This window comes from Chlorogloeopsis sp. ULAP01 (assembly GCF_030381805.1).
Classification (GTDB): domain Bacteria; phylum Cyanobacteriota; class Cyanobacteriia; order Cyanobacteriales; family Nostocaceae; genus Chlorogloeopsis.
In genome coordinates this window covers 108,433-122,337 of the sequence record NZ_JAUDRH010000007.1, presented here as the reverse complement: position 1 = coordinate 122,337, position 13,905 = coordinate 108,433, and the positions used below count along the sequence as shown (strand labels likewise).

Here is a 13,905-nt window from a genome sequence, read left to right as displayed (position 1 = left end):
ATGGTTGAACAAACTTTTATTAATACAAACACTCAACAATGGCTAGAACTTAAGCAATTTCCAGGAACACAAATTCTGCCACTAGCTGAACCTGTAGCGGAAGGTTCTATTCATAGATTACGTATGCTTGCCGACACAGTAATTCCATCTCATTACCATCCCTGTGATGAATATGTCTATGTCTTGGATGGAATTATTGAAACAGGTGGACGTGAATGTAAAAAAGGAACATTCTGGTTTATACCTGCTAATACTAGAAATGGCCCTCATAAAGCAATTACAGACGTAGAAATCATCACCATTCGCCTCGGAGCAATGGGAAGATTTGAACAGCTATAAAATTGACAAACTTTCTAGGAAAATTCCCAGTTAAAAATATTTAATTTTTGGAAACTAAAAATATGAATTCTCCTACTCATTCCAATATACCAATTATTATTCAGCCTTCAGAAAGAGGAGAGCGAGCTTTAGACATTTATTCTCGCTTACTTGCAGAACGAATTGTTTTTTTGAGAGGAGAAGTGACAGAGGAAACAGCTAATTTAATTGTTGCACAATTACTGTTTTTGGATGCTGAAGATGCAGAGCAAGATATTTCATTATTTATCAACAGCCCTGGCGGAGCAATAACGGCTGGTATGGCTATTTACGATACTATGAATCAAATTCGCGCTCAAGTATCTACTGTCTGTGTTGGTGTGGCTGCATCAATGGGAGCATTTTTACTTTCTTCTGGAGTTAAAGGTAAAAGATATGCTTTACCAAATGCTCGAATTATGATTCATCAACCTTCAGGAGGCGCTGAAGGGAAGGCAACAGATATTGAGATAGCAGCTAAAGAAATTTTGTATTTCCGAGAATTAATTAATAGAATCCTAGCAGCTAATACTGGGCAATCAATAGAAAAGATTGAAATGGATTCAGAACGTGACTTTTTTATGAGTGCGGAACAAGCTAAAGATTACGGCTTAATTGACAACATCATTTTGAAAACACCAAGGTATGCTCATTAGTCATTAGTCATTGGTCATTGGTCATTAGTCATTAGTAGGGGTGGGTTTTGTTGATAATCTTGCCGTTCAAACTGATAATTTATCTTCTAAACCCGCCCGTGCAATTCAGTAGGGGAGCTAGTGCGTTGGGGAGGCAGCGCGCCCTTGGGGTTCCCCCGGTTGTAGCACCTGGCGTCGGGTTAAGCGCGTCGAGTGCGACTGGCGTCACCTGGCGTTGTGTTACGGCTATGCAAGGATTTGAGAGTTTAAGAGAATGAGAATTAGCCGTAACGCACCGCATGATTGTAGTTGTTTATAATATCATGTCCAGCTAATCAAACTGAATAAAAATGTTTGCTCGTAGTGAGGATTAAAGTCCTCAAGCCAGGACTGAAGTCCTGACTACAAACTATCTATTATGGGTAATTTGGCGGACATCATATAAAGCATCTTTTGGAGGAATAATTATGAAAATTTTAATAATTGGCGGCACCAATTTTATTGGCCCGTCTGTAGTTTCTCAACTTGTGAAAATGGGGCATGAGATAACAGTATTTCACCGAGGGAAAACAACAGCTAAATTGCCATCAAATGTGCATGAAATTTTGGGCGATCGCTCCCAATTTCTCAACACGAAAAGTGAGTTGGAGCGGCTTTCGCCCGATGTCGTATTAGATATGGTTGCATATACCGAGCAAGATGCACAAATCCTAGTAAATACATTTGAGGGGATTACTCAACGTGTAGTTGTAATTAGCAGTATGGATGTGTACCGTGCCTATGGGGTGATTTTAGGTAGAGAATCTGATATCGTACCAGTACCGCTAACCGAAGATTCGCCTTTACGTTCTTCACTATATCCATTTCGGGAAATGCCCAATAGGCCTCTTAATGCACCGATAGATTACGAAAAAATTTTGGTGGAACGAGTGGTGATGGGCAACTCTAACTTACCAGGGACAATTGTACGATTGCCAATGGTTTACGGCGCTAAAGATCCACTACATCGTTTGTTTCCTTACTTACAACGCATGGATGAAAATCGCCCTGTTATTGTCGTACCAGAGACGATTGCTAGATGGCGCGGTTCTTATGGATATGTAGAGAATGTGGCATATGCGATCGCCTTAGCAGCCACACAGGAAACGGCGGCAGGACATATTTATCATGTTGCTGATGCAGAAGTACTGAGTGAGACGGAACGCATTGCTAAAGTCAAGGAATTAGCAGGATGGCAAGGCAGAGTTGTTGTTGTGCCTCTAGAGCATTTGCCCGCAGATTGGCAATTGCCTTTGAATCCAGAGCAAGACTGGTTTGTAGACACAACTCGTATTCGTCAAGAACTGGGATACAGCGAAATTGTGCCACTTGCTCAGGCACTGCGACAAACTATTGACTGGCAAAGAAGCCATCCACCGGAACAAGCAAAGCAATTCGCTGCACCTTGGCTGCTGGATTATGAAACGGAAGATAAAATTTTGAGCAAGGAGTTGGTATGAGTCTTTTTTGTCTAGTTCACGCCGCTTGTCAAGGAGCGTGGGCTTGGGATCTAGTTATTCCCTATTTGCAGGCGCAAGGGCATAAGGCGGTGGCAATGGATTTACCTATTGAAAATCCTTCCGCTACTCTATCAGATTTTGCAGAAGCTGTGATGCGATCGCTTCCACCAGATGAAAACGATGTGATACTTGTGGGAACCTCGATGGCTGGTACTGTGATTCCCCTTGTTGCCAACCAGTGTTCAGTCCGTAAGCTGGTATTTCTTGCTGCACTAATCCCATACCCAGGTATGAATATAATTGAACAAACTTATGAAGATATTCCTCCTGAGATGGTAAAGGCAGCAGGTTATGAGCTACCAGAAGCCAGTAAACTTGAGCAGGTGCGTGACGAGCCTGATATATTTAATCCGGCTTCGCTAGGGAAAAACTTTGAAGATGAAGCAGTAGCGATGGAATTTTTCTTTCATGACTGCAATCCTGATGTAGCGAGTTGGGCAATATCTAAGATGCGAAATCATCTATCATCTGCATCTATAACAGAGGTTTTTCCCTTGCCAGCTTTACCTGATGTAGAATCTATCTATATTGTCTGTACTGAAGATAGAATAATTTCCCCTACATGGTCTAGATATGCTGCACGTAAACGTCTAGGAGTGGATGCGATAGAATTACCCGCAGGACATTGCCCTTACTTGTCTCGTCCTACTCAACTTGCTGATATTCTACTGACTTTGTGTTAATCCTTTGTGTAAACAAATCCCCCTGCAATACCACGCTCGCGATCGCGTAGTCTGACATCTGGCTCAATCTCAAATCCACAGGGTAACTCTGTTGCCCAACAAAGTTCTTTATTTTGGGGATAAAAGTAAACAATATCGTTAACTCGTCTTTGGATCACCGGAACTCTTTGCATTGCTGGAGGCAACAACCACTGAGATGTTGCATGAGTTTGAGTGAAGATGGTAAGAACAGCAGCTATGAAGACAAGTGAAAAAGCGATCGCACTTCGCTGAGAATATCTAAACACAATTGATACGATCTGCGACAACAACGACTGAGCATACATGGCAATTAATAGGGATGGAATCAAAAGAAGATAAGGCAGAGCAAATCGAAAGAAGGGAGCAGTCATCATTAAAAACAGGAAACCAACGACTTCGATTGCCACAATCCAGTACTTGCCTTTAATTGGAATTTTGCGAAATGATTTGAAGGTCATAATCATCCCTACGATAGTTGCAATTATCAGTGCTACCATTGCCTGATTGGGGCGCTCAGAGTTTAGCCAAGTTAACAGTAGCCATAGCCAACGATTTCTTCCCTCTGGAGGCTTACCGTACCAGTTGCTCCAACCGTGGGTTCCCTGCGCGACTTGATCGATATTTTCTGCATCAGGCAACCAAGGTAAATCCAGACATAAGATAGAAGAAGGATACAATGGACAGCCAGATGTTTTGATTCCCGCAGCTAACATGGGAGCAAGTAACACCAAAGCGATCGCGCCACCAATGCAAAGTTTTTGGATTGAGCGCCGATGGTGAACTGCATAAAATAAACTCGTCACAAGCATGAGGGGCATGGCTGTTAGCTTGATTGTTAAAGCTCCTACCGATAGAATTAGCGGTACTGCTTGAGCGTTATAATTGTGTAAACTTTGTGAATCCGGTAAGATTGGTGACTGAAGATTTGTTACTACCAAAATTGCCCAACAGACAATGCCTATTAACAATCCCGTAGGCAAATCTGGAGATGGAGAAATCAAGATTTCTCGAAAAAGGGTATATAACAGTGTAAAGGGTAACATCAACCCCAGAAAGACGATCACAAACCAATCGCTAAACAATGCTTTTCCTGCGATGCTGTGCCTTAGACAAACTAAAAAATGTAATATTGCTAGCAAGAAAACAAATCCATTGGTGACAGCGCTTACCCGTGCCTCCAAACTAGCTGGATTGAACGGAGCTGCCAGTGCAAACCACGATGAGGTAAAGCCCAAATTACTGAAAATTAATGCGACACCCGTGACTGTTCCGTAATTATGTAGCCATTGAATTACTGAATAGTGGTAAAGCCCTGTATCAATCCAAGTAACTTGCTGATTTGTGAAAGCAGCCACAGCGATCGCTAATCCGATGTAGCTCAGAACTAGTTGCCAGGATGACACCTTCAACAAAGCTCCTACTTCAGTACGGGTGCGTTTGGATATAAATGATATGCCACAAAGAGTGACTACAACTAGTATGCCAATCAGAGAAGATAATGGTAAAACTAGAGAAACTGCTAGCAAACAAATAGAGAGTGCAATCATGCCTAACCATTCAGCAGCCATTAGGCGATCGCCAACTCTGACAAAAAAATTTTCCCCTAAGCAATTTAACAACGCAATTCCAATTACACTACAACTGATGAGCAAAACAGTCCAACTAGCAATGAAATACAGCATAGGCAAAAACTGTTAGTTTAAAGTCAAGGAGTCTGAATCCAGAAGTAGAGAAACCGTTTACCGTAACCACTCTTCTAGAATTTAAGCTTGACTTTATAAGTCATTTCTAAAGGAATTAAAACTCAAGCAGTCCAAATCCCCTTTTTCTCTTTCCCTGGCTGGCAGCCCAGGAAAGCATTTATTGAGGCTCTGCCTGGTGAAGAGGAGGTGGAGCCTAACAGTTTTCATCACCATGCAGAGCTTGGTAATGAGAACAAAATTAATTACATATTCTCTGTACTGTTCCCTGTCCCCTCAAGCTTGTTTCCTTGCCTCTACCCGTAAATTTAATTTTGCCTAAGCACCTATCAAATAGAGTCTTAATATACTGCTATGGAAAATAGTCAAACTGATAGTAAGAATAGATTTTTAAATCTATGTCTAAAAAGTCAAACTAATTTTACAATTTTACTGGTTTCCATTTTCTTTATTTTAAGTTTTATTGGTTTATTTCATCATGAAATGTGGCGAGATGAGCTACAAGCGTGGCTGATAGCTAGAGATAGTTCATCTCTGATTGATGTATACAACAATTTAAAATATGAAGGGCATCCAGGATTATGGCACAGTCTTTTATATATAATCACTCGCTTCACAAATAACCCAATAGGAATGCAGTTTTTGCATTTACTGATTGCTACGCTTGTTATTTATATTTTTGTACAATACTCACCTTTTACTCGTATACAAAAAATATTATTTACGTTCGGATATTTTCCTTTTTTTGAATATAACTTAATCAGTAGAAACTATAACTTAGGAATTCTTTTTCTTGTTCTGTTTTGTTATTTGTTCCCTAAACGTTACCATAGTTATTTATGGTTAGCAATTTTGATGGCGTTAATGTTAAATACAAATGTTTATATAATGATTATTGCTTTGTCTTTAGCATTAACATTAGTAATTGAATATATCTTTGATCAGAATCTAAGGAATGCTTATTTTCATAACAAGAGAAATATAATTTTTAGCATAACTATATTTTTTCTAGGACTAATAATTTCTCTGAGTCAACTAATAAGAACAACTACAATCACAAGTCAATCACCAGCAAGCAATACAATTGTCCTTACACAATTTGATTTATTAATTAACAGTATCAAAAAACTCGCTGGAATAGTTGCATTAATTGCAAAAAGCTACATCCCCATACCACAATTTTTTAATTTTCAATTTTGGAATACTAGTATCTTCCCATCTGGGATATCTCTAATATTGTCAATAATTTTGTTATGCTTGGCTATATGTATTTTTATCCGAAAACCACTTATACTTTTGCTTTATCTTTCTGGAACATTTGGCATTCTTTTGTTTGCTTATCTGAAAATTAGAGGAGTATTAAGGCATCATGGACATCTATTTATATTATTTATAGCTTGTTTATGGCTTTGCAATTATTACAGTAATTCTAATTGGTTATATTCAAGGTTTCAAAGATTTATTAACTTTTGGTATAAACAAAAAGATAAATTGATAACTAGTATCTTGTTACTGCATCTTTTTGCAGGAATATTTGCATTCAGCATGGATTTGGTTTATCCATTTTCTGCCAGCAAAGAAGCAGCTAACTTTATTATTAGTAACCAGTTAAATAATAATGTAATTGTTGGCAGTAAAGATTACATAATGTCTCCTCTTGCTGCTCTCCTAAATAGAAAAATTTATTACCCTCAAATGAATGGCTTTAGTAGTTTTGTTGATTGGGGTAAAAGAAAAGATGTCAAGTCGCAAAGAGTAATTGAAGAAGTTAATAACTTTGTCGCTCAAACAAACAATCAGATTCTATTAATTCTAGATTCTCCATTGAACACCGAACCGCCTACCCTTCGGATATCTCAACTCAAAAGCTTTAGTAAAAACCTTGTTGGCGATGAAAAATATTATTTGTATTTAGTGCAAAAAAAGTAAACTCTATATGGCAAACTTAGAACACACGCATGGGAGCCTGATCAAAAGCTCGTGCCATAGCATACCATGCTAGTTTACGCTCCATTTGAGCATCAAGTGGCAAAGGACGAACTGTTTCACCATCTTTGCGAAATTTTTGATCCCGCAGCCAGGTATAGCGATCGCTTAATCCCCAAGTCAAGACAGCAATGACTGCTGTTTCATCCAAAACTACCGACAGATAATCTTCATAGATTTTGGCAACCAGGCGATCGCGTACCAAAATATTTTTAGGTAGCATATTTTCTGCTACATCTAGTTCGGTAATTATGATTTTTAAACCAAGATCAGCAACATTTTTCAAAAAAGCCTTTAGCTTTTTAGCGTTAAAGGGAGCTTCTCCTTCTAAGTGAGCTTGAATACCAAGAGCCTGCACTGGTGTTCCTTGAGACTTCAAGCGCTCTAGCAACTTTAAAACAGCAGTTCTCTTTGCTTCATCACCAGGAGTGTCGTATTCCAATCCATAATCGTTATAAACTAACAACGCCTTTGGATCTGCTTGTGCTGCCATACGAAAGGCAAAGTCGATATAATTTAGCCCTAAAAACTTCAGCCACGGCGTATTTCGCAAGCCATCAGCTCGCCCGTGTTCAGGAAAAACTGCCTCGTTAACCACATCCCATGAGTGAATTTTCCCAGCATAATGCCCAACAACTGTTGTAATATGTTTCAGCATTATCTGCTCGGCGTTTCGGTTATTGACTATAGCCTTGAACCATTGCGGTAAACTTTCGTGCCATACCAAAGTGTGTCCACGCAAAAGCATCTTATTAGTACTGGCAAAGTGAGCTAGCCAATCACTGCGAGTAAAATCAAAACTGTTAAAGCTAGGGCGAAGTGCTTTCCACTTCAGCTCATTTTCTGGCACCAGCATGGCGCATTCTTGAGCAAACTTCGTTGCAAACTTTGTATCTAAGCAGAGTGTAGATGTTTGAGTAGCTGCCCCATAAATTAATCCTTTTGCTGCCGCTCGTTTACGCAAGGGAGTATTCTCCACTACTGAAAAATCTTTATTCTTTTGAGCAGTCACTTGAATCGGATTGTTTTGGTGCCTATATCCACTAGCGATCGCCAAGGCATCTGTTCCGGCAAAAGTACTCATGCCCAATAGAAAGTGGCGCCGCTTGAGCGAAACTCGTTTTTTTGTCACTGCAATTCCTACCGACTACGACTTTTCAATCTTAGAGAATATTTAACTTGATCATGACAAAAAGAATTCTAGATATCTATATTTCTCGATATTCCGTATTACTAAACCTTGCTTTTGTTTAACCTAAACATAATCTTTGTTAACCTAAATATAACCAAAAAATGTAAATTAATAATATTGAGGTAGCATTAAAACCTAAAATACTTGCTAGGCAAGGATATTTTCTAAAATCAACACTGACAACTCTCTTGGCAACTTCTATATCTGTACAATGTAGCTTGTAAGATGTTTAAAAAATTCTAATATTGCTGTTGTATTTTTTTGTACAATTATTTTTAAATTATTAAATATTTATACTTAAGAAAATGGCAAAAATTGCTATAAACGGTAAATTTTATACTATTGATTATCAATAAAATTGATACTTAATTTTTAAGCTATAAAAAATATTGAGATCACAATTAAATATAAATTTTCTATAAAGAAGTTAATTATATTATTTGTTAGATTTAGTCATATTTACATAAACAATTTTGCTCATAGATTATAGAATTCATAGTAGTTTCTCTACCAAAAAATACTTCTATTACTTTTAAATGAGCGACAAAGTAATGCTGAGGCTCAAGAACGAAGTTGGTATAAATCATTGTTTTCATCGTTCGTTTGCACGCTCAATTAGACCTTACACAACTAAGTAGTAAAAATGACTTTACCTGCTACAAAATTGGTAATCTCAGTCATTATTCCTGTTCACAATGGAGGTGCTAGCTTTCACCACTGCCTGTCCAGTTTGGCTAATGCCATGCCTGCTCCGGCTGAAATCATAGTTGTAGCTGATGGAGATACAGATGGTTCATGGCTTGTAGCTGAAGAATTTGGCGCCAAGGTGCTGAGAATACCTACATCTGGTGGTCCAGCGAAAGCGCGTAACTTAGGGGCGCGTGCTGCAACAGGTGACATTCTCTTCTTTATAGATGCTGATGTAACCATCACTCCAGATGCTATTGGCAAAGTAGAAAAAGCTTTTATCGATGAGCCAGAATTGGCTGCTTTGATTGGCTCCTATGACGATGCACCTGGTGCGAGCAACTTTTTGTCGCAGTATAAAAACTTGTTCCACCACTACACCCATCAGACAGCAAAAGAGGAAGCATTTACCTTCTGGGGTGCTTGCGGAGCTATTCGGCGTCAAATATTCCTCAACTTAGGAGGCTTCGATGAAAGTTATCGCAGACCTAGCATTGAAGATATAGAGTTAGGCTATCGTTTGAAACAGGCTGGCCACAAAATTCGGCTTTGCAAGGATTTGCAAGTCAAGCATTTAAAGTATTGGGGTGTAATGTCTTTATTAAAAGCTGAATTTTTTTACCGTGCTCTGCCTTGGACGGAATTAATTTGGCGCGATCGCCAGTTGAGTAACGATCTAAATCTAGGGCTAAAAAGTCGCCTAAGTGTAATTTTGACTTATGGGCTTGTAATTTCTCTGCTTGCCGCCTTTTGGTTTCCAGGATTTTTAGCAGCAGCCTTGATACTAGGCTTTTTACTTTTAGCCTTTAATCTCCAAGTTTATCGTTTCTTCCATTGCAAGCGCGGTTTTTGGTTTGCGCTTCGCGTCATTCCGTGGCATTGGCTTTACTACCTATATGGCGGTCTAGCATTTGCAATCGGGACAGCCCGCTACATTTTTTCTGTCAAGTTTGCATAGACCTAGTGTATTGAAAAATACATACTAATTTTAGAAATAATACATTCACAACTGCACCAATAGGAAAATATCAATGGAAAAATATCCTGTTGTCATTATTGGAGCTGGCCCAGCTGGTTTGACTGCTGCCTACCAACTAGTTAAGCAAGGTATTAAATCTATCGTTGTTGAACAAGCTGACAAAGTGGGTGGGATTTCCCGTACAGAGACGTATAAAGGCTATCGCTTTGACATCGGTGGTCATCGCTTTTTCACCAAAGTCACAGAAGTACAACAACTATGGCAGGAAGTTTTAAAAGATGATTTCATCAAAGTCCCTCGTCTGTCGCGGATCTACTATCAGGGTAATTTTTTCAACTATCCCCTTTCTCTTTTCAATACACTATCCAATCTAGGCATCAAACAAAGCTTCTTGATTTTATTGAGCTACCTGAAGGCAAAACTTAAAGCAAGACTACAACCCAAAGCAGAACCTGAAAATTTTGAAGAATGGGTAAGCGATCGCTTTGGTGGTCGTCTCTACGAAATATTCTTTAAAACATATACCGAGAAGGTATGGGGAATTCCTTGCAACCAAATTCGTGCAGATTGGGCAGCACAAAGAATTCAAGGAATGTCGCTCAAAAGAGCAGTTATCAATGCTCTATTCGGAAGTCAAAATGCCAAAAGCTTAATCAAGGAATTTGACTACCCGATTTTAGGGCCGGGAATGATGTGGGAGCGATTTCAAGAAGAAGTAGAAAAAAAAGGTACTCCAGTACTTCTCAACACTCAAGTAACCCGTGTAGAACACCAAGACAATCGCATCAAGAGTATTACAGTTCGGCAAGGAGAGAACACAATCCAATGTTCTGGCGACCACTTCATCTCTAGTATGCCGGTAAGCGCACTCATTCATCGACTTGATCCTCCAGCACCTGACTATGTATTGGAAGCTTCTCGTGGTCTGAAATATCGAGATTTCTTGATTGTGTCGCTGATTATTGATGAAGAAAGCCTATTCCCCGACAACTGGCTTTACATCCACAGCCCAGAATTCAAAGTTGGACGCATTCAGAATTTTAAAAATTGGAGTCCGGCAATGGTACCTGACCAAAGCAAGACTTGCCTGGGGATGGAATACTTCTGTAGCCAGGGTGATGAGATTTGGGAAATGTCTGACAAAGAACTGATTGATTTAGCTAGTCATGAAATTGTTGAATTAGGTTTAGTAAATAAGTTAGGCAATATAGAAGATGGAGTGGTTATCCGACAGCACAAAGCCTATCCAGTATATGACGGAGAATATCGCCAACATCTTCAAGTGATTCAGAATTATTTAGAAACATTTGAAAATTTACAAACTGTTGGTCGTAATGGAATGCACCGATACAATAATCAAGACCATTCGATGCTAACAGGAATGCTTGCTGTCAAAAACATCTTAGGAGAAAACCACGATTTGTGGAATGTTAATACAGAACGTTCTTACTACGAAGAGTTTACCAAACAGGAATGGCAGTCAAAAAACCCTTCTATAGACAATAAAAACTACCTAACTGTATTAGAGGTCAATAGCCAGAGTCAAAATCAGGATAATAACACTCCAGAACAAGAGCTTGTCAGCCAGTCTCCAAAGAAGTAATTGCTTCAAAAAAATACTCTAATCGGTTGCTGGTTTGAAATATTCTTTAAAAGAACCAGCACTCGATTACAGAGTAAGCAAAAGTTTAAAGTAGAATTATTTCTTAACTAAAAAGCTTATTTACAGAAATATGAGCAGTCTAAATTCTCACAACAAAGATAGACTGATAAATGATAAATATAGTCCACTGGTTTCTGTTATCATTCCAGTTTTCAATGATGCTCAACGTCTGCAAATTTGTTTAGAGGCATTAGAAAATCAAACTTACCCAAAACACCTTTACAAGGTCATTGTTGTTGATAACGGTTCAGATCCAGACGAAGATATTGAGGGTGTGGTTGCTAAGTTTGGACAAGCGATCGCTACTTCAGAAAGCCTTCCTGGATCCTATGCAGCTCGCAATAAAGGAATATCTTTAGTACAAGGAGATGTAATTGCTTTTACTGATGCCGATTGCATACCTGCTCAAGATTGGATTGAAAAGGGTGTGAAACACTTATTAGAAACACCGAACTGTGGATTAGTAGCAGGTAAGATTGAAACTATATTCAAAGATAAAGAGCAAGCAACGCCTGTAGAACTTTTTGAAAGTATTACAGCTTTTCCTCAAAAGCAACTTTTAGAAGAGCGTCACTATGGAGCAACAGCAAATGTTTTTACATTTAAAAGTGTTCTAGATCGGGTAGGAATTTTTGATGCTCGCTTGAAATCACATGGAGATGTTAATTGGGGTCGCCGGGTTTTTGCCTATGGTTACAAACAAGTTTATGCAGATGATACTTGTGTAGCTCATCCCGCAAGATATTCTTTTACTGAGTTATATAAAAGAACCATTAGACTGGCTGGAGGATTTTATGATTTACAAATTAGGAGTGAACCTTCAGTTTTTAAGCAAAATTTGATATTTTGCAAGAATTTAATTAAGCACTTAATACCACCTTTAATGTGGGTTTACACTGCTTTAATTGACAAAAGACTCAACACAATAGAAGATAAAATGAAGGTTTCTTTAGTTATGTTTTTTGTAAGATATGTATATGCAAAAGAAATAATAATGTTAAAACTAGGAAGTAACTCAGCTAGAGAATAATAATAAAGATAAATCTGCTAATTAAAAAAATATATTAGTTATAAATGTACAAGTTAAGTTGAACATCTTAAAATATGAAAATAGCTTTTATTGTCTGGGAGTTTCCAATTCTATCAGAAACATTTATATTGAATCAAATTGTTGGTTTAATCAAACGGGGACATGAAGTTGATATCTATGCCTGCCAACAGGGTGATATCTCGAAAGTCCATCCAGACGTGAAAAAATATCAATTACTTGAGCGTACTTACTATTTAAATCAAATACCAAAAAATCTTCTGTGGCGGATTATAAAAGGTATTGAATTGTTGTGCGTCAATTCCTACAAAGATCCCTTACTGTATCTGCGATCGCTAAACTTTTTTAAGTATGGCAAAGAAGCGATTTCATTGTGGTTGCTATATACAGCCATACCTTCATTTCAAAAGTCATACGATATCATTCATTGCCAATTTGGAACACAAAGTTTCAGTGGCATGGCATTTCGTCACATGAATGCTCCCAACGCAAAGTTAATTACCACATTTCGCGGACATGATATTAGCAGCTATGTTCAACAGCGTGGCGATCGCATTTACAGCCAACTATTCCGTAGCGGAGACTTTTTTCTTGCCAACTGCGAATTTTTCAGACAGAGGGCGATCGCCCTTGGCTGCCACCCAAATAAAATTGTCGTACATGGTTCGGGAATTGATTGCAGTCGTTTTCGCTTTGCCCCTCGTTATCCCCACCCCGATGGTAAAGTGCGAATTGCCACAACTGGTCGCCTTGTAGAAAAAAAAGGTATAGAGTACAGCATTAGGGCAGTGGCGAAACTAGCAAAAACTAACCCAAATATTGAGTACAACATAATTGGTGATGGCCCTTTAAAACAAGAATTACAGGAATTAATACAGGAATTAGGCGTTAGTCATATAGTCAAGTTACTAGGTCAGAAAAACCAACAAGAACTGATTGAAATTCTCGACAACTCCCATATTTTTATAGCACCTTGTGTCACAGCTAAAGATGGCAACCAAGATGCTCCTGTGAATGTTTTAAAAGAAGCAATGGCAATGGGTTTGCCAGTTGTAAGCACTTTACATGGCGGTGTACCTGAACTAGTAGAAGATGGTGTTTCCGGCTTCTTAGTTCCAGAACGCAACGTAGATGCTTTGGCTGAGAAATTAGATTACCTAATTAACCATTCAGAAATTTGGCCGCAAATGGGCAAATCTGGTCGCACATATGTAGAAAAAAACTATGATATCGAAAAGCTTAACGACGAGCTAGTCAAAATTTATCAGCAACTATTTTACTCAGAAGATTCTCAAAAAAAGTTGTCAGTTCAACCCGCAACTATTTGAATGAGAAGGCAGATGGCAGTTTTGTAGGGTGCTTTATGGACGGTAGTTCTAACACACCGAAACTTCA

At 38.6% G+C, this 13,905-nt stretch carries 12 protein-coding genes; 10 read left to right on the top strand and 2 right to left on the bottom strand.

The annotated features are described in order from the left end of the window. From QUB80_RS15375 to QUB80_RS15355, 5 genes are all read left to right on the top strand, one after another. Entirely contained in the window at window positions 1-339 is a 339-nt protein-coding gene (locus QUB80_RS15375; protein WP_289790386.1) for a cupin domain-containing protein, read from the top strand. 62 nt (window positions 340-401) lie between these two features. Then, window positions 402-1,013 carry an ATP-dependent Clp endopeptidase proteolytic subunit ClpP gene (clpP, locus tag QUB80_RS15370; RefSeq protein ID WP_289790385.1) on the top strand — a complete coding sequence of 204 codons (612 nt, stop codon included), beginning with the start codon at window positions 402-404 and terminating at the stop codon, window positions 1,011-1,013. A 125-nt stretch (window positions 1,014-1,138) separates the two neighbouring features. Beyond that, the gene (locus QUB80_RS15365) at window positions 1,139-1,270 is read left to right on the top strand and encodes a hypothetical protein (protein ID WP_289790384.1); all 132 of its coding nucleotides are present in this window, start codon (window positions 1,139-1,141) and stop codon (window positions 1,268-1,270) included. Between the two features lie 189 nt (window positions 1,271-1,459). Then, window positions 1,460-2,491 carry an NAD-dependent epimerase/dehydratase family protein gene (locus QUB80_RS15360; protein WP_289790383.1) on the top strand — a complete coding sequence of 344 codons (1,032 nt, stop codon included), beginning with the start codon at window positions 1,460-1,462 and terminating at the stop codon, window positions 2,489-2,491. Beyond that, a complete protein-coding gene (locus QUB80_RS15355) occupies window positions 2,488-3,234 on the top strand; it encodes an alpha/beta fold hydrolase (protein ID WP_289790382.1) in 747 nt (248 codons plus the stop codon). Before QUB80_RS15360 ends, QUB80_RS15355 begins: the two co-directional genes overlap by 4 nt. On the opposite strand, the gene QUB80_RS15350 is transcribed toward QUB80_RS15355, so the two are convergent. Further along, complete coding sequence (locus QUB80_RS15350) at window positions 3,231-4,937, bottom strand: LIC_10190 family membrane protein (protein WP_289790381.1); 1,707 nt, start codon at window positions 4,935-4,937, stop codon at window positions 3,231-3,233. The two genes, QUB80_RS15355 and QUB80_RS15350, sit on opposite strands and share 4 nt — an antisense overlap. 372 nt (window positions 4,938-5,309) lie before the next feature. On the opposite strand from QUB80_RS15350, the gene QUB80_RS15345 reads away from it, so the two are divergent. Continuing rightward, window positions 5,310-6,884, top strand: coding sequence for a hypothetical protein (locus tag QUB80_RS15345; RefSeq protein ID WP_289790380.1), 1,575 nt, complete (start codon window positions 5,310-5,312; stop codon window positions 6,882-6,884). Window positions 6,885-6,900: 16 nt separating this feature from the next. Here the strand turns inward: QUB80_RS15345 and QUB80_RS15340 are convergent, their stop codons facing one another. Further along, window positions 6,901-8,025: an endo-1,4-beta-xylanase gene (locus QUB80_RS15340; protein WP_289790655.1), complete on the bottom strand. Its 1,125-nt coding sequence runs from the start codon at window positions 8,023-8,025 to the stop codon at window positions 6,901-6,903. 751 nt (window positions 8,026-8,776) lie between these two features. Here QUB80_RS15340 and QUB80_RS15335 point away from each other — a divergent pair. The 4 genes from QUB80_RS15335 to QUB80_RS15320 all read left to right on the top strand — a co-directional run bounded on the left by QUB80_RS15335 (window position 8,777) and on the right by QUB80_RS15320 (window position 13,838). Then, window positions 8,777-9,778, top strand: a complete 1,002-nt coding sequence (locus QUB80_RS15335) for a glycosyltransferase family 2 protein (RefSeq protein ID WP_289790379.1) — start codon at window positions 8,777-8,779, stop codon at window positions 9,776-9,778. Between the two features lie 73 nt (window positions 9,779-9,851). Then, window positions 9,852-11,402, top strand: a complete 1,551-nt coding sequence (locus QUB80_RS15330) for an NAD(P)/FAD-dependent oxidoreductase (RefSeq protein ID WP_289790378.1) — start codon at window positions 9,852-9,854, stop codon at window positions 11,400-11,402. A gap of 130 nt (window positions 11,403-11,532) precedes the next feature. Continuing rightward, window positions 11,533-12,492 carry a glycosyltransferase family 2 protein gene (locus tag QUB80_RS15325; protein ID WP_289790377.1) on the top strand — a complete coding sequence of 320 codons (960 nt, stop codon included), beginning with the start codon at window positions 11,533-11,535 and terminating at the stop codon, window positions 12,490-12,492. Between the two features lie 74 nt (window positions 12,493-12,566). Further along, on the top strand, window positions 12,567-13,838 hold the full coding sequence (locus tag QUB80_RS15320; RefSeq protein WP_289790376.1) for a glycosyltransferase: 1,272 nt from the start codon (window positions 12,567-12,569) through the stop codon (window positions 13,836-13,838). The last annotated feature ends 67 nt before the right edge of the window (window positions 13,839-13,905 follow it).